18 protein-coding genes are annotated in these 21136 nt (G+C 38.1%); 7 read left to right on the forward strand and 11 right to left on the reverse strand.

Annotated elements, in window-relative coordinates:
* Positions 1–18 precede the first annotated feature (18 nt).
* Positions 19–1665 carry an FAD-dependent oxidoreductase gene (locus ACE1OF_RS03240; RefSeq protein ID WP_448892762.1) on the forward strand — a complete coding sequence of 549 codons (1647 nt, stop codon included), beginning with the start codon at positions 19–21 and terminating at the stop codon, positions 1663–1665.
* Positions 1665–3401, forward strand: a complete 1737-nt coding sequence (locus tag ACE1OF_RS03245) for a thiamine pyrophosphate-binding protein (RefSeq protein ID WP_448892764.1) — start codon at positions 1665–1667, stop codon at positions 3399–3401. Before ACE1OF_RS03240 ends, ACE1OF_RS03245 begins: the two co-directional genes overlap by 1 nt.
* A gap of 154 nt (positions 3402–3555) precedes the next feature.
* Here ACE1OF_RS03245 and ACE1OF_RS03250 read toward each other — a convergent pair whose 3' ends face one another.
* The 3 genes from ACE1OF_RS03250 to ACE1OF_RS03260 all read right to left on the reverse strand — a co-directional run bounded on the left by ACE1OF_RS03250 (position 3556) and on the right by ACE1OF_RS03260 (position 4669).
* Positions 3556–3768 (reverse strand): hypothetical protein, encoded by a 213-nt coding sequence (locus ACE1OF_RS03250; RefSeq protein ID WP_448892766.1) that lies wholly within the window; start codon positions 3766–3768, stop codon positions 3556–3558.
* Positions 3769–3865: 97 nt separating this feature from the next.
* Complete coding sequence (locus ACE1OF_RS03255) at positions 3866–4261, reverse strand: universal stress protein (protein ID WP_448892768.1); 396 nt, start codon at positions 4259–4261, stop codon at positions 3866–3868.
* Between the two features lie 102 nt (positions 4262–4363).
* The gene (locus ACE1OF_RS03260) at positions 4364–4669 is read right to left on the reverse strand and encodes an Mpo1-like protein (protein WP_448892770.1); all 306 of its coding nucleotides are present in this window, start codon (positions 4667–4669) and stop codon (positions 4364–4366) included.
* A gap of 244 nt (positions 4670–4913) precedes the next feature.
* Between ACE1OF_RS03260 and ACE1OF_RS03265 the strand changes: the two genes are divergently transcribed.
* The 5 genes from ACE1OF_RS03265 (at position 4914) to ACE1OF_RS03285 (ending at position 11250) form a co-directional block, all read left to right on the forward strand.
* Entirely contained in the window at positions 4914–5576 is a 663-nt protein-coding gene (locus tag ACE1OF_RS03265) for a nitroreductase family protein (protein WP_448892772.1), read from the forward strand.
* A gap of 127 nt (positions 5577–5703) precedes the next feature.
* Positions 5704–6399: a crotonase/enoyl-CoA hydratase family protein gene (locus tag ACE1OF_RS03270; protein WP_448892859.1), complete on the forward strand. Its 696-nt coding sequence runs from the start codon at positions 5704–5706 to the stop codon at positions 6397–6399.
* Positions 6400–6404: 5 nt separating this feature from the next.
* Complete coding sequence (locus tag ACE1OF_RS03275) at positions 6405–7265, forward strand: crotonase/enoyl-CoA hydratase family protein (RefSeq protein WP_448892860.1); 861 nt, start codon at positions 6405–6407, stop codon at positions 7263–7265.
* A 201-nt stretch (positions 7266–7466) separates the two neighbouring features.
* On the forward strand, positions 7467–10616 hold the full coding sequence (locus tag ACE1OF_RS03280; protein WP_448892774.1) for a bifunctional diguanylate cyclase/phosphodiesterase: 3150 nt from the start codon (positions 7467–7469) through the stop codon (positions 10614–10616).
* Positions 10617–10974: 358 nt separating this feature from the next.
* Entirely contained in the window at positions 10975–11250 is a 276-nt protein-coding gene (locus ACE1OF_RS03285; protein ID WP_448892776.1) for a YkgJ family cysteine cluster protein, read from the forward strand.
* 150 nt (positions 11251–11400) lie between these two features.
* Here the strand turns inward: ACE1OF_RS03285 and ACE1OF_RS03290 are convergent, their stop codons facing one another.
* The 8 genes from ACE1OF_RS03290 to ACE1OF_RS03325 form a co-directional block, all read right to left on the reverse strand.
* Positions 11401–13071 (reverse strand): AMP-binding protein, encoded by a 1671-nt coding sequence (locus tag ACE1OF_RS03290; RefSeq protein ID WP_448892778.1) that lies wholly within the window; start codon positions 13069–13071, stop codon positions 11401–11403.
* Between the two features lie 66 nt (positions 13072–13137).
* Entirely contained in the window at positions 13138–14055 is a 918-nt protein-coding gene (locus tag ACE1OF_RS03295; RefSeq protein WP_448892780.1) for an SDR family NAD(P)-dependent oxidoreductase, read from the reverse strand.
* Positions 14056–14086: 31 nt separating this feature from the next.
* Entirely contained in the window at positions 14087–14548 is a 462-nt protein-coding gene (locus ACE1OF_RS03300; RefSeq protein WP_448892782.1) for a MaoC family dehydratase, read from the reverse strand.
* A gap of 66 nt (positions 14549–14614) precedes the next feature.
* Entirely contained in the window at positions 14615–16420 is a 1806-nt protein-coding gene (locus ACE1OF_RS03305; protein ID WP_448892784.1) for an acyl-CoA dehydrogenase, read from the reverse strand.
* A gap of 79 nt (positions 16421–16499) precedes the next feature.
* Positions 16500–17261 carry an SDR family NAD(P)-dependent oxidoreductase gene (locus tag ACE1OF_RS03310; RefSeq protein ID WP_448892786.1) on the reverse strand — a complete coding sequence of 254 codons (762 nt, stop codon included), beginning with the start codon at positions 17259–17261 and terminating at the stop codon, positions 16500–16502.
* Positions 17262–17303: 42 nt separating this feature from the next.
* A complete protein-coding gene (locus ACE1OF_RS03315) occupies positions 17304–18338 on the reverse strand; it encodes a phosphotransferase family protein (RefSeq protein WP_448892788.1) in 1035 nt (344 codons plus the stop codon).
* A 99-nt stretch (positions 18339–18437) separates the two neighbouring features.
* Positions 18438–19649, reverse strand: coding sequence for an acyl-CoA dehydrogenase family protein (locus ACE1OF_RS03320; RefSeq protein ID WP_448892790.1), 1212 nt, complete (start codon positions 19647–19649; stop codon positions 18438–18440).
* 360 nt (positions 19650–20009) lie between these two features.
* Positions 20010–21125, reverse strand: a complete 1116-nt coding sequence (locus ACE1OF_RS03325; RefSeq protein ID WP_448892791.1) for an NADH:flavin oxidoreductase — start codon at positions 21123–21125, stop codon at positions 20010–20012.
* Positions 21126–21136 lie beyond the last annotated feature (11 nt).

Raw genomic sequence — 21136 nt, forward strand, 5'->3', positions numbered from 1 at the left:
CAAAATGATGCAAGTGATATGTCTCTATCAGGTAACAAGAGCGCTAAGAATAAAAAACCTCAAACATCTTACGATGCCATAATCATTGGGGCAGGAATAGCTGGATTAACATCTGCGTTCGAATTAGCTAAACAAAATAAACAAGTATTGCTACTTGATTCACAAGATAAAGATAAAATTGGCGGCTTAGCTCGCAGTGCTTTTGGTGGTATGGCGCTTATTGGTACACCAGAACAAAAACGTAATGGTATTACAGATAATGCTGAAATAGCATTAAAAGACTGGTATAGCTTTGCTAATTTTTCAGCCGATGATGTTTTTCCAAAGCAATGGGCAAAACTGTATGTTGAACGAAGCTACCAAGATATATATCTCTATGTAAAAAAGCTGGGGGTAAAATTTTTACCTGCAGTTAACTGGGTAGAGCGTGGTTCATATGGCGAGGGTAATTCAGTGCCACGCTATCATATTATATGGGGAACATCGCTAGAGTTAGTCAATAAAATACTCAAGGCAATTGCCCCATTTAAGGGTAAAAATATTCATTTTAATTTTAACTGCAAAGTCAGCAAGTTGCTTAGTTCTAAGCAGGGTATTATTGGCTGCCAAGATAGCAACAACAATCAATATTTTGCCAGCAACACCATTATTGCCACAGGTGGCTATACTGGAAACTTAGCTAAAGTTAAAGCAAATTGGCCAAAACATTTCTCCCCTGCTCCTGATAATTTACTCAACGGTACTCATCCCAGTTGTGATGGCGCTATGCATGATGAGGTTTCTACTATAGGTGGAAATGTTACTCACCTAGATAAAATGTGGAATTATGCGGCTGGTATTCCAAACCCGAAAGCAACATTTGAACAACAAGGATTAAGTTTAATTCCTTCTAAGTCAGCACTTTGGTTAGATAGCCAAGGAAAACGAATGGGTCCAGAACCTATGGTTACAGGCTTTGACACCCATGAGTTATGTCGTCGTATGAGTCAACAAAGACAAGGTTATGCTTGGCAAGTACTCAATTGGAAAATAGCCAGCAAAGAATTTGCTATTTCTGGAGCTGAACATAATCCAATGATTCGCGATAAAAAATTCTTTACCATGCTCAAAGAAACCATATTAGGCAATCATCGGCTTGTAAAACAAATGCAAACAGAAAGTGATCATTTTCTTGTTGCCAACTCTGTAAGTGAGTTAACCCAAAAAATGAACGCGATAACACCTGAAAACTCAATTAGTGAAGCAGCTCTACAGCAAACCCTTGATGATTATGATGCTATTTTAGCAAGGCCTCCCTCACAGTGGAATGATGATCAAATAAGGCGTATAGAACACACAAGAAAATGGAATACTGACAAATTAAGAACCTGTAAGCCTCACCCAATTCAAGATAAAAAGCATGGCCCACTTATCGCCATTAAAATTGCACTTATTTGCCGTAAAAGTTTAGGCGGCATACAAACCAACCTCAACGCACAAGTACTTGGCAATGACTCAACTCCAATCAATGGTTTATATGCTATTGGTGAAGCATCAGGCTTTGGCGGCGGTGGCTCAAACGGTGAAAAGTCATTAGAAGGTACATTTTTAGCTGGTTGCATATTAACAGCCCAACAAGCAGCCAAAGCAATAATAAAGGTATCTAAACACAAGGAAACTAAATAATGAAAAAAACAGCCGCATGGTTAACACGATACGCACTAGAGCAAATAGACGTAAAGTTCACGTTTGGCATTCCTGGCGTTCATAATACTGAACTTTATGATGAATTAAATAATTCACAGCAAATTACACCTACCTTAGTAATGCATGAAGGTCATGGTGGCTTTATGGCAGATGCTATTAGCCGAGTAACCAACTCAATTGGTACGCTTGTCATTGTGCCCGCAGCGGGTGTTACCCACGCAGCGAGTGGTATTGCTGAAGCTTATCTTGATGGAATACCTATGCTAATTATTACAGGTGGCATTCGCAATGACTCTAAATTTGGTTATCAACTTCATGAAATAAACCAATTAAAATTAGTAGCGGGCTTTACCAAGGCTGCTTTTAAAATAAATAGTCACAACGACGTTATTGAAACAATTTACAACGCTTATAATATTGCCACATCAGGCGAGCCAGGCCCTGTTCTTATCGAGCTTCCTGTTAATTTACAACTTGATAAAGCAACTATAAATGATTTACCCACCTACACAAAACCTGCACAACCTGATTTATCAGCAAACACTATCACGCAAATTAAAGAGGCAGCAAGCCTGTTAATGCAAGCCAAAAATCCCGTTATATTTGCTGGTTGGGGCGCAATGCATGCAAGCGATAAACTTATCGCAATGAGTGAACATCTAGGTAGCGCGGTATCTACCACTTTACAAGGAATCAGTGTTTTTCCAGCCAACCACCCTTTACATGCTGGTTTTTGCTTTGGCCCTGCCGCGGCTCCTGCCGCACAAAAAGCCTTTAATAAGGCAGATTGTGTATTAGCCATTGGAACGCGCTTTGGCGAAATTGCCACAGGTAGTTTTGGAGGAGATCTACCCGAAAATTTAATACATATTGATATTAACCCGCAAGTGTTTAATACCAATTTCAAAACCGCTATTGCCATTGAGGGCGATTCAAAACAAATTTGCCAACAATTACTTAGCGAATTAACAGCGCTAGGCTCACCTAAAGAGGCAACCGAGACAAAAGCACAGATTGCCCGTGATAAAAAAGACTATCGTGAAAGTTGGTATCAACATGATTCTAAAGAGAAAGTTAATCCTGTTTTGTATTTTGACGAATTAAGATCACAACTTAGCGATGATGCACATATTGTTGTTGATGATGGAAACCACACTTTTTTAACCGCTGAACTGATGCCAATACATCAGGCGTATGGGTTTATTTCGCCTACAGACTTTAACTGCATGGGCTATGCTACCCCTGCAGCTATTGCCGTAAAAATGGCTAAACCACAACAAGAGGTGCACGCTATTGTTGGCGATGGCGCCTTTATGATGACAGCAACAGAACTAGCAACGGCGGTAAGCCAAAATTTAGGTTTAGTGGTAAGTGTGTTTAACGACGGTGAATTATCGCAAATTGCCCAAGCACAACAAATTCCTTATAACCGTAAAACCTGTACCGTGCTACCACAAACCAAATTAAAAGGTTTAGCCATGGCTACTGGCGCAGAATATATTCGAATGGAAAACAATGATAACATCAAAGAAAAGCTAACTAAGGCTCGAAAACTTGCCCAAAAAAACAAAACGGTGATTTTAGATATTAATATTGATTACTCTAAAGCGACGGCCTTTACAGAAGGTGCAGTAAAAACCAACTTAAAACGTATGCCATTGCCAACTAAGGTACGTATGGTTGGCAGAGCTATGGTGAGAAAAATGACAGGCTAGCAAACATTATTTTATGAGTTAAAAATATAGCGATATAATAAAAAGTCACAAAGGCTTTGTTTTAAGGCTTTGTTTTCAAATAAAAAAGCAAAGCCACTTATCTAAACCTGTAACGTATTTTATTTGATGTATGAGGAAATCACACACTTACTTTTTACAGCGACTTTTTCACAACCGCTTGACGTTCTTTTTCATAATCTTCATAAGACTCTCTTTTCTCATTAAGACATTCATTATGTTGTTCTGCTGTTTGTGCTTGATTAATACATTTACTTTTTTGATACCCTTGCCCAGCTTGGTATAAGTCTTTATTGCTGCACCCTGCCAGTAATATCCCCAGAAAAAGTAAACTGATAAATTTATTCATTATAATAAGCCAAAAAATAGATGTGTAAAATTACTATCAATAGAGTGGTATATTACCAATAAAGTTCAAAAAATTAATGATAAAGTAAAGCCTAAAATCATACTTTAATAAGTGACACATCACACTTGGCATAGTTAGCTACACCATTGGCTGTAGACCCTATCAATGCTTGCAGCCCTTTTTTAGAGTGTGTGCCAAGCACAATTAAATCAGCATTTTTCTTTTCTGCCAAGGCACAAATTTGCTCATGCGGTTTACCAAACTTTATCATTACATTTTTTAAAGATAGCCCTAAAGATAACGCTTTTGATTCTATTGAAGGTAAAGCATTTTCTTTTAACTCTTTTTGATAATCATTAGGTAGTAAGGTGTATGGTATAACGTGCGTAATGAATAGTTTAGCGTTGCATAACGTTGACAATTCAAATGCTTTTTCTAGCACTTGTTCTGCTTCATCACTGTTTTCAATTGCACAAAGAATAGTGTTATACATATGATATCCTTAACTATAATAAGTAAAAATAAATAATTCGTTAATTGTAGTTCAATACTGCCTTTTTTCTACGTTGATCAATTGATAATTAAGCCATTAAATTTAGTATTTTATTTTACCAATAATGATATCTTTAAACATAACCCAGTCACCTATTAAACTATAAATAGGATATTGAAACGTTGCAGGTTTATTTTTTTCATACCTAAAATGTCCCAGCCAAGCAAAACCATAGCCAATTAAAGGAATAAACCATAATAAATGTACGCCACCAAAGATAACAACATAAATTACCAATAAAATAATACAGCAAGAACCAAAAACATGAAGCCTACGGCACGTCGAGTTAGCGTGCTGACTGAGGTAAAACGGATAAAACTCTGTAAAATTGTTATATTTTTTTGTCATTACAATCACCTTAAAGCTTGAATGATCTTGAATTTGAGCACTTTGTTTAAAATACATTTACTATTAAACGATAACAATACTTAATCTGTTAACCACCTTTACTATATGTATTGCGAATAGATAATTATTACTATTATTCATTGGTTTTATAAATCTATCAGCTTTAGCATTATTAATTCGCCTAATTATTGTTGGCTGTTTTGAGTCACATCATCACAAAATTAATTTTTATAAAGGGGCTTTTATGTCTGTAACCGCTATGCTAGAAAAACGTTATTCAACGCGTGCGTATTTGAATACTCAAGTATCACAATCGCTTTTAAACACTATTTTCAAGCAAGCACAGCGTGCGCCTTCAAATTGCAATGTTCAACCATGGCAAACGTATGTAGTGTCAGGTAAAACAAAGGAATCATTAAAAAGCGAGTTACTCAAAGTGGTGATGAGCGGTGCATCGCCAAACCCTGATTTTAACTGGTTACCTAAATATGCAGGAATTCACAGAGACCGTCAGTTTGGCTCTGCAAACGCTTTATACAGCTCTATTGGTGTAAGCCGTGAAGATAAACACGCCCGACAATTAGCAATGGTGAGAAACTGGCAGTTTTTTGATGCACCTCATGTTGCCTTTTTCACCATGGACAAATATCTCGATATTATGGGCGCAGTAGATCTAGGTATTTATGCGCAAACTTTGTCTTTAATTTTGATGGAATACGGCATTTCAAGTTGTATGCAAGGCGCCCTAGGTCAATTTCCAGATCCTGTTAAAAAAGCATTGAACTTGCCTGAAGACCGTGGAATTTTATTTGGCATGTCTTTTGGTTACGCTGATGAAAAATCTGCTATCAATAGCACCAGAACAGATCGTGAGAACATTGACAATGCAGTTTCTTTTTTTAGTTAAGTAATCTAGGCTAAATGAAAAGTAATCATTACTTGTATGACCACTATTCAACAAATACACTTACTTAAAAAAGGTAAGTTATAGATAATAAGCTAACTGATTATATAAAAATAAAATCTTAGGAAAAATAATGGAATCAATCAATTTAGAGATCAATGACAGAGTGGCAGTTATCACCTTAAAGAATGGTAAGGTAAATGCGATTTCTCATCAGGTAATTTCAGAAATAAACGATGCATTAGATCAAGCACAAGCCGCTGAAGCTGTGGTAATTTTTACAGGTCGAGAAGGCATCTTCTCAGGCGGCTACGATTTAGTCACCATGAAAGAAAGTTCAGCCGCTGCCGTTGGCTTAGTGACCGCTGGCTCAACCTTGGCTCGTCGCATGTTATCATTCCCTTTTCCTATCATTGGTGCTTGCTCAGGCCACGCTATTGCTAAAGGGGCATTTTTGCTATTAAGCTGCGACATACGCATTGCCAGCAAGGGGCCATTTAAAATAGGACTAAATGAAGTAGCTATTGGCATGACCATGCACCAAGCAGGTATCGAATTAGCACGAAATAGAGTGCCTATTAACTATTTAACCCGCTCAGTAATCAATGCTGAATTATTCGATCCAGAAACGGCAATATTAGCTGGTTTTGTTGACACGGTAGTCACACATGAGCAATTAATGACAACCGCAATAGCAACAGCTAAGCAACTATTAACATTAAATATGACTGCACACCATGCAACCAAGTTAAAAGAGCGAGAAGCAATATTAACTGCCTTAGATGCAGCCATAGTACTTGATTCTAAAATGAACTTCGCTATATAGGTAATATTAAGATGCTCAACAATACTACTCACAAAAGCATGACAGTAACCATAGAGAACAATATAGCGCACATCGTATTGAATCGTCCTGATGCTTTTAACACCATGAATATCGATTTTTGGCACGAATTACCAAACGTTATTAATGAGTTGAGTAATAGTGCTGCCGCCCGTGTAATTGTTTTATCGTCCACAGGGAAACACTTTTGTGCTGGCATGGACTTAGCTGTATTCACTCAAAGTGAAAAAGACAAAAGCTTAGAGCTTGGGCGGAAGCATGAACAGCTCCGTCACATTGTTTTAAAACTACAAGCCTGCTTTAATGCCCTTGAAAAAGCCCGTATGCCAGTATTAATGGCTATTCAAGGTGGTTGCATTGGTGGTGCAGTAGATATGATAAGTGCTGCCGACTGCCGTTACTGTACTGAAAACGCCTTTTTTAGTATTGAAGAAACCAAATTGGGGATGACAGCTGATTTAGGTACACTGCAACGATTACCTAAATTAATCTCAACAGGCATAGTTAAAGAGTTAGCCTATACTGGGCGCCGAATGCTTGCTACAGAGGCAGAATCTGTAGGGCTAGTCAATAACGTGTACCCAGATCAAGAAAGCATGATAGCTGCTGTAATGGATATTGCCGCAGAAATTGCTTCTCGTTCACCATTAGCCGTTTTAGGCTGTAAAGAAATGATCAACTACGCGCGCGATCACTCAATAAGTGATAGCTTGGATTACATGGCTGTTTGGCAAAGTGGTATGTTTCAACCGCAAACAGACATGATGGAAACTTTTAGTGCTAAAGCAGAAAAAAGAGTGCCTAAATTTGATAACCTGAATGAAATTGATGATTCAAATATTTTATAAAACTTATCAGATAAAAAATGTTTGTTAAATAATCTCTTCCACGCCAGTGTTTATGGTGGTCAACCACATTATGATCACCATATTATTGCTATAGATCAACCTCTTAACTTATTTTACTTTATTTAATTGTTTGATTTTCAAACTCTTTTTTTGTAAGCTGATAAAACACTAGATATATTTTTATAGCGGTATTTATCAGAAATGAACTTATCTTTTTCTAGGCATATAACACAAATAATATTACTTGCTCTCGTTTATATCATTTCTGCTAAATTGGGGCTATTACTTGCTTTTGAACCTAGTAATGTTAATTCTGCATGGCCACCAACAGGTTTATCGTTAGCGGCAATACTTTGGGGTGGTTTACGTCTATGGCCAGGTATTTTTATCGGTGCCCTATTGACCTGTCTATATGATTCATTATCAGTACCATTAAGCTTAAGTATCGCGGTAGGTAATACTTTAGAAGTGGTTACTGCAAGTTACTTTATTTTACGTTTTGCCAGCGCTAGACCATTTTTCAAGACCATTCATACAGCAGTTTTTATCATTGCACTTTTCGGCTCTACCATGATCAGTGCATCTATTGGTGTCGGTAGCTTATTTTTTGCTGACCTAATTCAACAAAATAACCTTTTATTGGTGTGGAAAACTTGGTGGCTTCGTGATTTAGTGGGTGGATTGATCCTCACCCCATTTTTATTAACTTGGCTTTCTGTACCCAGTGAAGATTTTACAAAAAAACGGTTACTTGAAGCATTACTTTTGTTATTTACCATTCTTTGCGTACTTAGCCTTTTTTTTAGTCAATGGAGTCAATTTTATATTTCTAATGAGCTAATGATTTTTGTCTTGTTACCCATTCTTGCATGGTCCATTTTACGGTTTCATCATCATGGCGCAACGTTAGTTGTTATCATTATTTCAACTGCCGCTGTTCTTGGTACAGAAAATACCTTTGGTTCCTTTGCTCTAATTAATGGGAGCGAGTCACTGTTCACCTTACAAATTTATATGGGTGCAGTGATGTTCACAACACTACTTTTAACAGCTAGCCAGGCAGAACGACAACAAGCTTATCGACTTGTACGTTTGAGTAGAAGAAATTTAGAAGCTACCGTTAAATCTCGTACTCAAGCTTTGAATGTTTCTAATGAGCTACTTGCAAAAGAAATGCAACAACAAAGGCAAGTGACCGATTCATTAAAAGCATTACTGTATAATATTGATAATTCTGCAAATTTAGATTTTTACAGTCGCTGCGCACAAGCTTTAACAACAACTTATAATGCGAAGTATGCCTTCATAGGGCTATTTACTGATGACAAAAAAACGGCAAGCCACACATTAGCCTTTTGGAATAAAGGTACTGCTGGCAAAAATTTTACCTACACACATTTAGAAAGCCCTTGTAGAGACATTTTAAATAATACTGTCGAAATTATACCTGAGCATGCTACTAAGCTTTACCCTAATGACAAATTGCTGGCATCTCTAGGCGTAGAGAGTTTTTTTGGTTCTCCTTTAAAAACCTCTACAGGAGATATTATTGGCATTATTGCCATCATGGACACTAAGCCTTTGTTGATTGAAAATTCATTAAAGTCAATTTTGGGTTTATTTGCTAATAAAGTTGCTTTAGAGGTACAAAGACGAAAAATTACAGAAGAGCTTGAGCTAGCGGCAAGTGTTTTTAATGAAAGTCTTGAAGCAATTATAATTTGTGATGCTAACACTAACATTATTCGTGTTAATCCCGAATTTACAAAAATCACAGGCTATTCATTAAGTGAAGTGAAGGGCTGTCAACCTTCAATCATAAAATCAGGTATTCATTCTAATGATTTTTATAAAAACATTTGGGTTTCTATTATTGAAAAAGGATTTTGGCAAGGTGAAATAACCAACAAACGTAAGAATGGAGAAAACTTTGTTTCTTGGCAAATTATAAAAGCCGTAAAAGATAGCACTGGCAATATACAACGATACATGAGTATTTTTAGTGATATAACTGAGAAGAAAAAGGCCGAGGAACATATTTTTCAATTAGCACATAATGACTTAATCACGCAATTACCCAATAGAGCTGCGTTTCATAAACAGCTTAATGATGCCATTATTACCGCAGCACATTCAACCTACCGTCTAGCAGTAATGTTCATTGATTTAGACCACTTTAAACTAATTAATGATACCTCAGGCCACCCAGTAGGTGACGAGCTATTACAACAAGTAGCTTTAAGGTTTAAAGAAATTATTGGTTCTAACGATATTATTTCTCGTTTTGGCGGTGATGAATTTACAGTGCTGATTCCTTGTATTGAAACTATCGAAGAAGTTTCTGAGGTTGCTAATAAAATTCTTGATTCACTACTCTCACCTTTTGCTTTATTAAGCTGCGAAGTAACAATAAGCGCAAGTATTGGGGTAGGTATTTACCCTGATAATGCTAAAGATGCTTCAAGTTTACTCAGCTGTGCAGACAATGCCATGTATAGTGCAAAAAATAGCGGTCGCGCTAGTTGTCATTTTTATACTGAGCAAATGCAAATTGATGCTCATGAACGTGTAGTTTTGGAAAGAGACCTACGCGATGCTCTCACAAATGATCAATTTGTATTGCATTATCAGCCACAATTTGACGTTAAAACTAACCAAATTATTGGTGTTGAAGCTTTATTACGGTGGCAGCACCCCACAAAAGGTTTAATTCCACCCGACACCTTCATTCCCGTGGCCGAAGTAACAGGTTTAATAGTACCAATAGGCCAGTGGATTATTAACGAAGCTTGTCAACAGTTGGCACACTGGCGCTCTGAAGGCGCTGAGCAACTAACGATGTCTATTAATCTTTCAGCAAGGCAATTTTTTCAAAAGGATTTACTCTACACTATTGAAACTGCTATCAATAGTTCAGGTGTACCCGCGTCAAAAATAGGGTTTGAAATCACTGAAAGTATGATGATGATAAATATTGAAGAAACCATTGAAACACTTCATCAAATCAAGGGATTGGGCGTACAATTATTTATAGATGATTTTGGCACCGGCTATTCGTCATTATCCTATTTGAAGCGTTTTCCACTGAATAAACTAAAAATTGATAAGTCTTTTGTTGATGGGCTACCAAATGATTTGGACGACTTAGCTATTGTTCAAGCAATTATTGGCATAGCACATTCGCTGAATTTAACGGTTATTGCTGAAGGCGTAGAAACCGCTCAACAATATGACATACTAACTCAATATCATTGTAATGAAATACAAGGATATTATTTTAGTAAGCCATTATTAAGTGAGGCAGCAGGTCGATTTATTAAAAAAAATAACACCAGCGCAAGCCAACATTAAAAAAGTTATCATGCCTGTTGGGTGATACCAAGTTGATTAAGTTCTTGCCCACTCAGCGAGAATTAAAAGGCTTAGAGGCAAGGCATTGATTGAAGAGAATGGTCATTCCCTTGTCAAAATCAATAACGCCGCATATAAGCCTTTTAAACTCGCCCTTTGGGAGCTCATTAGCAAACTGATAACATCACAAAATTGAAGAAATATAGAATAAACTATGTTTAATCAATTTTCCTTGTTCTAAGCTCGCTAATGAAGCTATGAGTTGGGAAGAAATTTAATCAAATTGGTATTACTATTATCTCGTAAAAAACGCTGGGCTAAGGTAAGCTAGCGTCAATTGAATTTACTGTTTTTATGTATGATCATACCCACTGTCGAAATTACCTGCTCAACTTGCCAAGCATGTTGTTGTCGTTTAGAAGCGAGAATAATTTCAGATACTGGCGTGCCTACACATTATATTAACATTGATGAGTATGGTAATGAGTCAATGTTACGCTCAAGTGATGGCTGGTGCTCAGCTTTAGATCGCAATACCTTAAGATGTTCAATATACGAAAATAGACCATGGGTTTGTCGTGAATTTGAAATGGGTTCTTATGAATGTATCAATGAGCGACTAAAAAAAACATAGCCGCCCGTTAGCTTTACTAATAGCAAAGCTATCTCATTAAAACACCTAGGCATAGTAAGTCTTATATTTTTAAGTTTTTTTAGTAATTTCACTCCAGTTTTTTTGCTAATATAATGCAAAATTTAATTTTACTTTATTAACAACATACCATTAAATTTTATTGTTAGAACGTAATTCTTTACGTAACACTTTACCCACATTGGTTTTTGGCAATTCATCTAAAAATTCAACAATTTTAGGACGCTTATAGTTTGTTAGCATTTCATTACAGTGGTCAAAAATATCTTGTTCAGTCAAATTAGGGTTTTTACGTACAATAAATACTTTCACTGCCTCACCAGTTGCTTCATTTGAAACACCAATAGCTGCCGCTTCAAGCACCCCCTCATGCATTACAATAACTTCTTCAATTTCATTTGGGAAAACATTAAACCCTGAAACATTGATCATATCTTTTTTGCGATCAACAATTCTAAAAAAGCCATTCTCATCCATCGTGGCAATATCACCCGTGGCCAGCCAACCATTTCTTAATACCTCATCAGTTGCATCCTGTCTATTATAATACCCTTTCATCACTTGAGGACCTTTAACCCACATTTCCCCAGGTTGTCCTAAGACCACTTCTTCTCCATCATCACCTATTAAGCGAATATCTGTTGAAGACACAGGAATACCAATAGAACCATTGAAGCATTCTTGGTTATAAGGACTCATGGTAACTAACGGTGCACATTCGGTTAAACCGTACCCTTCCAATAAGCGTGTACCTGTTACTTTCTCCCACAGGTCTGCCACAGGTCGTTGTACAGCCATTCCACCACCAAAACCCAACTTTAGTGAACTAAAATCGAGTTGCTCAAAGCCCGGCGTATGAAGTAGAGCATTAAACAATGTATTTACACCCGTTATCCCTGTAAAAGGATACTTCGCTAATTCTTTAACAAACCCAGGCATATCTCTTGGGTTAGTGATTAATAAGTTAATTCCACCAAAAGGGATGAAACATAAGCAGTTAGACGTTAATGCATATACATGGTAGAGCGGTAATGCCGTTACCATAATTTCTTTACCAACTTCATAAACATTTTTAGTTACAGCATTAGATTGTTCTACATTAGCAACCATATTACGATGCGTTAACATAGCACCTTTTGATGGTCCTGTTGTTCCACCAGTGTATTGTAGGAAAGCAAGATCTTGCCCTGTTACTTCAATGGGCTTAAATGTTAATTTAGCTCCTTTATTCAAAGCCGCATTAAACTTAACAGTGTTTGATAAAGAATGGGCGGGTACTTGTTTTTTTACGTATTTCAGAACGCCATTAACCAATGCACCTTTAATCGTACCTAGACGGTCACCCACGCCAGTTAAAATAACATGTTGAACATCAGTTTTTGTAACAATTTTCTCAAGTACGTTGGCAAAATTTTCTAATATAAGAATAGCCTTAGTACCAGAATCTTTTAACTGATGTTGCAGTTCACGAGCTGTATATAATGGGTTAACATTCACCACGGTTAACCCTGCCATTAAAGCACCAAACAAAGCGATAGGATATTGCAATAAATTCGGGATCATAATGGCAAATTTATCGCCTTTCATCAAACCCAGATCTTGTTGCAAATAAGCAGCAAAGTCTGTTGCTTGTTGTGCTAATTCACCATAGGTTAGTTCTGCATCCATATTAACAAACGCAATATTATGTTGATACAACTTGGTATACTTGGTAAATAAATCTACTAACGAATTGTATTTATCAGGATCAATTTCATATTCAACGCCAGGGGGGTAACTTTTTTCAAGCCAGATTTTTTCCATGGTGATCTCCTTTATCTAAATGAACAATGATAATTATTACACTTGTTTTAATACTTATTTTAATACTTATTTTTGTGACTGCATGTACGCCATAGCTTTCATGACAAATTTCTCACCTTGTTTAGCGCCCGACTCTAATGCTGCTTGATTAGTTTGCTCTGTTAGTTCCCCCCACTGCTCACGAACGGTTTCTGGGTTTTGGGCATTTTTGGGAATAAAGCACCCTTCAGTTTCAAACATGCTTGCACTTGAGTAACCGCCTGCCCCTGCACATAAAATAAAACGGTTAGGTGCTTCATCGTCACATAACGTTAACATACCTGCTGTTACTGCTTCTGGAGCAAAGGCTTTGACAATTTCTTCTGGCATTAAGTCTTCGGTCATACGCGTACCTGCCGTTGGCGCTAACGCGTTAATACGAATATCATTTTTAGCACCTTCAATCACTAACGTATTCATCAAACCTAGAACCGCCATTTTCGCTGCGCCATAATTTGATTGGCCAAAGTTACCGTACATACCGCTTGATGACGTTGTCATAACGATGCGACCGTAATTTTGCTCACGCATAATATCCCACACGGCTTTGGTACAATTTACCGAGCCCATTACATGAACATCCATGACGAGTTTGAAATCATCTAAGCTCATTTTGGTGAATGATTTATCACGTAAAATACCCGCATTATTAATGAGAATATCGACACGTCCCCATTTGTCCATGGTTTGTTGAACCATATCTTGTACTTCGTCAAAATTCGCAACGTTTGCACCATGGCTGATTGCTTCACCACCACTTTCTTCAATTAAACGCACCACATCTTGAGAGGCTTTAGACGACGCACCACTTCCATCTCTTGCGCCACCCAAATCATTAACAACAACTTTAGCACCGCGAGCCGCTAATGCCAGCGCATGAGAGCGACCTAAACCATTACCTGCGCCAGTTACTATGGCTACTTTACCTTCAAAACTAATACTCATTATTGATTCCTTAAACTTAACTAATCTATTTTTATTTGACCATTTGTACTGACACCCATTCAGCAACTAATGCTGGGGTATCACAATCTTCAATTTCTACGGTAACTTCTGTACATAAACGGTATTGGCCAGGCTTTTTTTCTTCAATGGATAATGTTTTTGCATGCGCTCTAATGCGGCTGTTCACTTTCACTGGCTGCAAAAATCTTACTTTGTCAAATCCTGCATTTAGCCCCATATAAAAGCCATCAATAATGACACTAAAATCTTCGGCAAAATGAGATAACAAAGACAACGATAAAAAACCATGGGCGATGGTTGAGCCAAATAGCGTTTGTTTTGCTTTTTCTTCATCAACATGAATAAACTGATGATCAAGCGTGCAGTCAGCAAATTTATTGATTTGCGCTTGTGTTACTGTATGCCAAGCTGTTGGTTGTGCTTGAAAGTTAATGTAATTTGCTATGTCGTTTTTGTTGATTATTGTCGGCATTTTATTCTTCCATTATGTTGTTATTCTTGTTTTAACCTAGTTAATTAGAGCTTAGCTAATTTACGTTTAAAACCATTCAACTTGCATGTCATAACTGGTGCTGTCTGACGACAGCAATAAATTTGACCATAAGGTGATTTCTGGTAACTCAAAACGATAAAAATATTGCAGTGCTTGTAGTTTTCCTTGGTAAAAAAACTGATCCTCTTGGTGCGGTTTTTCAGCTAACGCTTTCGTTGCAACAACCCCTTGTTTTAGCCATAACCAAGCAATAATCACGTGACCAAACAATTCTAGGTATTTAACTGAATTAGCTAACGCTAAATCAATATTTTGAGTTGCCATAGAAGTTAATACAGCTTGTGTAGTGACTTTTAATGTTTCAACTGCGGCCGCTAATTGTTCGGTGAATTCATTCAAACTAGGGTATTTTTTTACCTGTTCGATAGTTTTATCTATTTCATCTAACGTTGCTAAATAGCCTTTCATTTTATTCATGGGTACTTTACGGGTAATTAGATCTAATGATTGAATGCCTGTTGTCCCCTCATGAATCGGATTTAAGCGATTATCTCGATAAAACAATTCAACAGGGTGTTCATTAATATAGCCATGTCCACCAAGTACTTGAATAGCTAATGAGTTGGCTTTGGGCCCATATTCTGAGGGCCATGTTTTAATAATAGGGGTTAAAAAGTCTAACAAGGTGTGCGCATATTCTCTTTGTTCTATCGTTAGAGCAGTGTGTGAGTCGTCACTTAATTGTGTGCCATAAAGCACCAATGACAATGCACCTTCAGCATAAGCTTTTTGAGCGAGTAGCATGCGTTTAACATCAGCATGCTCAATAATATTAACCATTGGCGACATAGGGTCTTTACAAGAAGGTAAACGACCTTGTGGACGGTTTTTAGCGTAATCAACACTGTATTGATAACCGGCCACAGCTAAAACAGCGGCACTAGTACCCACCATAATTCGCGCTTCATTCATCATGTGGAACATGTACTTAAGGCCACAATTTTCTTCACCCACTAAGTAGCCTACGGAGCCATTTTTCTCACCAAAACTTAACGCTGTTGATGTTTGTGCTCGACCACCCATTTTGTGGAATAAGCCAGCTAGTGACACTTCGTTATCTGCACCGATTGAGCCATCGTCATTGACTAAATATTTAGGCACAACAAACAGTGAAATACCTTTTACGCCTTTAGGAGCGCCTTGTACTCGAGCAAGCACCAGATGAACAATATTTTCACTCAAATCATGATCACCTCCTGAGATGAAAATCTTGTTACCGCTAATACGATAATTACCATCTTCAGTTTTAATCGCCTTAGTAGATAAATCACCAAGACCCGAACCACTACCTGGTTCTGTCATCGCCATAGTGCCCATAAAGCGCCCTTCTCGCATGGGTTTTACCCATTTATCAATCAGCGCTTCACTTGCATGTGCTTCAAGTAAATTAGCATTGGCGCTGGTGAGCATGTTGTAACCCATGCCTACTCCGCCAGCCACAGAGAGATAGGCTCCAGCAGCACTGGCAATAATTGGTGGCAGCTGCATACCCCCTAAGTCATAATCTGCTGTGGCTGAACCTATACCTGATTCATTAACCGCAACAATGGCTGGTTTTAATTCAGGAATCAAATGCACTTTTTTTCCATCAAAAGTCGGTTGATGAGTATCAAGCTTTTGACGAATAGGTAAAAAGTGTTTTTCAGCGATTGCTTTCGCGGTATTAATGACCTCATTAAAAGTATGACGATCATGGTCTTGGTAACGTGTTCTTGTTATCAATGATTCACTGTCAAATAATTCATAAAGCATGAATTCAATATCGCGTTGGTTCATCAATGTTGCTGGCATATTATTTTCTTCTTTTACTAAGTTAAACTCGTGTAGCTAATGACTATTTTGAGATTCAATATACGCGGGTATTTATACACTAGGCTGCAGAAACACCGCCGTCTATGGCCACACATTGCCCTGTCATGTATGTGTTCGCTGGTGATAGCATCATTAACATCATAGCGACTATTTCTTTAGGTTCACCTAAACGCCCCATGGGTGCACCTTTACTCATTTTTCCTTGCATGGTTTCATCTGCAAAGTTGGTCACCATGGGCGTTAAGGTAAAAAACGGACAAATGGCATTGATACGAATATTGTTACGCGCATATTCCACTGCCCCTGTTTTTGTTAATCCAATCACCGCATGTTTTGCCATAGCGTAGGCACTACCACGTGCTGCGCCACCTAAACCTGCCATAGAACTTACGTTAAGAATAATGCCTTCACCTTGTGTTAGCATTTGTTTTATTTGATGACGCATACCAAATTGAACCCCTTTCACATTAATGGCAAATTGACTATCCATAATTGATTCATCAATTTCGTGTAAAGGCATAAACTCATGGGCAACACCAGCATTATTCACACCAATATCAATACGACCGAACTGTTTGATAGCGGCATCAGCCATCGCTTTACAGTCTTCATTGTTAGAAACATCACAGGATAATGCGAGCACCTCAGTTCCTTTTGCTTTAAGATCATCGGCTACTTGTTGAACGCTAGGCCCGTTAATATCGCTAATCACTAATTTAGCGCCACGCATGGCTAATTCTTCTGCCAATAGCTTACCAAAACCTTGTGCTGCTCCTGTAATAACGGCAACTTTGCCAGTAAAATCTAATAATGGATCCATGGTATTTCCTTTCATTGTTCAAATAGAGTAAAAAGTTTCGGGTTAGCTTTCTTTATTAATGATATTCATTGCCATTTGAGCCAAAGGTTCAACAAAAGCACCAACCTTATTTGCATTTTCATTAGAGGCATTGCCTTGAGAAGCACGTTTTGCTACACCTTGGGCTATCGCTGCTAATCTAAAAAAACTAAAAGCAAGATAGAAGGACCAGTTGTCAATTTTTGTTATTCCCATTCGTTGACAATAACTGGCAACATATTCCTCTTCTGTTGGTATGCCCAAACTCGCACGATCTACACCTTGCAAACCATCAATACCTCCCATTCCTTGTGGCATTCTCAATTGCATGCACTGATAAGCTAGATCTGAAAATGGGTGCCCTAACGTTGAAAGTTCCCAATCAAGCACAGCAATAATTGAAGCTTTATCTTTGGCAAACATCATATTGTCTAGGCGAAAATCACCATGTACTAAACAAACACGTCCATCGTCTTCTGGTAGATTATTTTCCAACCAATGACTGAGTGCATCCATTGCAGGAATTTTCTGCAGCTCAGTTATACGATACTGTTTTGTCCATCGGCCAAGTTGTCGTTCAAAATAATTTCCTGGCTTAGCATAATCATCTAAGCCACAGGCGTTAATATCTACTGTATGCAGCGCCACAAGCACTTTATTCATAGCATCATACATTTGGGTTCTTAACGTATTAGTGCTAATTTCTGCTAAAGATGGACTCCAATAAACATTGCCATCACAAAATTCCATCAAGTAAAACATTGCGCCCGTAATACTCAAATCAGTACATAAATGAAAGACTGTCGCTACTGGCACATCTGAATCTTTCAGTGCATCAAGCACTTTATATTCGCGGTCTACCGCATGAGCCGATTTTAATAGTTTACCCGCAGGTTGGCTGCGTAAAACATACAATCCAGATTGTGCGGTTACTTTGAAGGTGGGGTTTGATTGCCCACCTGGGAATTTGTCTAATGTTATTGGGCCTAAAAAACCTTTAACATGTGCTTCAAGGTAAGCGGTTAATTTTTCAATATCAATAGATAAAGCTTTCGACATCAGGTAATACTCTCAATAAAATACACAGCTATATACAAACCAAAATAAAAGGCGTTAATATTTATACACTAACTTAATTAACGCCTTGCGAACGTTCTTTTATTCCGCAATTTGTTTAACTAAATCTCTACCCAATTGCATCATATGCACTTGATCTGGACCATCAGCTAAGCGTAGCGTTCTTTGTCCTGCATAAGCGTGAGCTAAAAAGGTATCTTGGCTAACCCCTGCTGCGCCATAGCATTGAATTGCGCGATCTAGCACATCCAATGACATACTCGGTGCCACTATTTTAATCATAGCAATAAGATCTTTAGCGACTTTGTTGCCTTCCGTATCCATTTTTTGTGCGGCTTTTAAGGTCATTAAACGCGCTTGTTCAATTTGACAGGCTGATTTCGCGATATCTTCACGTATTGATTGTTGCTTGATCATTGGGCGACCAAAAACAATACGTTCATTAACACGCTTACACATTAAATTGAGTGCACGTTGAGCAACCCCGATAGATCGCATGCAATGATGAATGCGTCCTGGTCCTAAACGGCCTTGGGCAATTTCAAAGCCTTTTCCTTCACCCATAATGATATTTTCAAGGGGTACGCGAACATTGTCGAAGGTAATTTCTGCATGTCCTTCTGGGGCATCTTCATAACCAAAAACTTTCATTGGGCGAACCATAGTGACGCCTGGCGTGTTCATTGGTACAAGCACTTGAGATTGTTGAATGTAACGATTTTTATTAGTTGGATCTGTTTTGCCCATCACAATCATAATTTCGCATTGTTTACGACACGCGCCACTAATATAAAATTTTCTACCATTAATGACATATTCATCGCCGTCTCGTTCTATACGAAGTTCTATATTAGTGGCGTCACTTGACGCGACTTCTGGCTCTGTCATCGCAAATGCAGAACGAATTTTTCCTTCAAGTAATGGTTCTAACCACTGTTTTTTTTGTGCTTCATTACCGTATTTGGCCAATACTTCCATATTGCCTGTATCGGGTGCTGCACAGTTGAATACTTCAGGAGCCCACATGACTTGCCCCATAATTTCAGCTAATGGGGCATATTCTAGGTTAGTCAAGCCCGCGCTGTATTTGCCATAACTAACGGGTAAAAAAAGATTCCATAAGCCTTCAGCTTTAGCTTTAGCTTTTAGCTCTTCCATTAATGGCGGTGTTGACCAAGGGTCTTGCGCTACTTGTTGATGCATTTCTTCTTCAACAGGAAAAACATAACGGTTCATAAAATCGGTAACACGTTGGATCAGATCTTGTACTTTTTCGCTATACTCAAAATTCATGTGATTATCCTTAGATGTCCGTACTGGACTTACAATTAACTGTGTTTAGACCCTTTTATTATCGGACTGAAGTCCAAACTACATAAACATTAAATTCGATGTAGGGCGTAATTTATTGCGCCTATTTGTCAGACTGTTGTTGGACTGAAGCCCAACCTACATAAACATTACATTCGATGTAGGGCGTCATTTATTGCGCCTATTTGTCAGGCTGTTGTTGGACTGAAGTCCAACCTACATAAACATTACATTCGATGTAGGGCGTAATTTATTGCGCCTTTTTGTCAGACTGTTGTTGGACCGAAGCCCAACCTACATAAACATTACATTCGATGTAGGGCGTAATTTATTGCGCCTTTGTTAACTTAATCGTGTCAAAGCTTCTTTATTAAATGGCGCTATTTCATCTTCTTTTTGCTCTTTGATTTTGTTAACCCAGTTAGGGTCAACCAATAACGCACGGCCAATAGCAACTAAATCAAACTCTTCTTTACTTAAACGTTCGAGTAAACCATCAATGCCAGTTGGGTTTGAGGTGCTGCTTAAATCTTTACTGCCTTCACCTGTAAAGTCGCTGTCTAAGCCAACACTACCAACAGTGATAACAGGTTTGTTTGTTAACTTTTTAGTCCAACCAGCTAAATTAAGATCAGATCCTTCAAATTCTGGTAACCAAAAACGGCGAGTGCTTGCATGAAACATATCGACACCTGCATCACTGAGCAAGCCTAGAAAGTGTGCTAATTCTTCTGGGGTTTGACAAAGCTTTGCGTTGTAATCTTGTTGCTTCCACTGAGAAAATCTAAAGATAATAGGGAAATGTTCACCCACAGCTGCGCGAATAGCTTTAATAATTTCCACACCAAAACGTGTACGTTTTTCCAGTGAACCACCGTAACCATCTGTGCGTTGATTAGTACCTTCCCAGAAAAACTGGTCAACCAAATAACCATGAGCGCCATGAACTTCAATGGCATCAAAACCTATATTTTTAGCATCGAGTGCCGCTTGCGCAAACGACGCAACTACCTCATCAATATCTGTTTGAGTCATGGCAACGCCATTTGGTGCGCCTGGTTTGTATAGCCCTGACGGGCTATAGGCTGGGACAGATTTATCAGGGCCTACCCCCTCTTTTCTTACTGCACCAACATGCCAAAGCTGAGGCGCAATTTTACCGCCAGCTTTGTGTACTTCATCAACGACATTTTTCCAACCTGCTAGGGCTTCTTCACCATAAATAGCGGGGACGCGTTCATAACCATTGGCTGCTTTATGAGAAACAAATGTACCTTCGGTAATAATTAAACCAACATCCCCTTCTGCTCTACGACGATAATAGTCAGCCACATCTTGAGTAGGAATATAGTTAGGTGAAAATGTTCGTGTCATTGGTGCCATGACGGTACGATTTTTTAACCTTAAGCCTGTTGTGGCAAAGGATTCGAATAACTTGTCTAAATTGCTTTTACTCATAATTTTTCCTG

The organism is Colwellia sp. E150_009 (assembly GCF_053543955.1).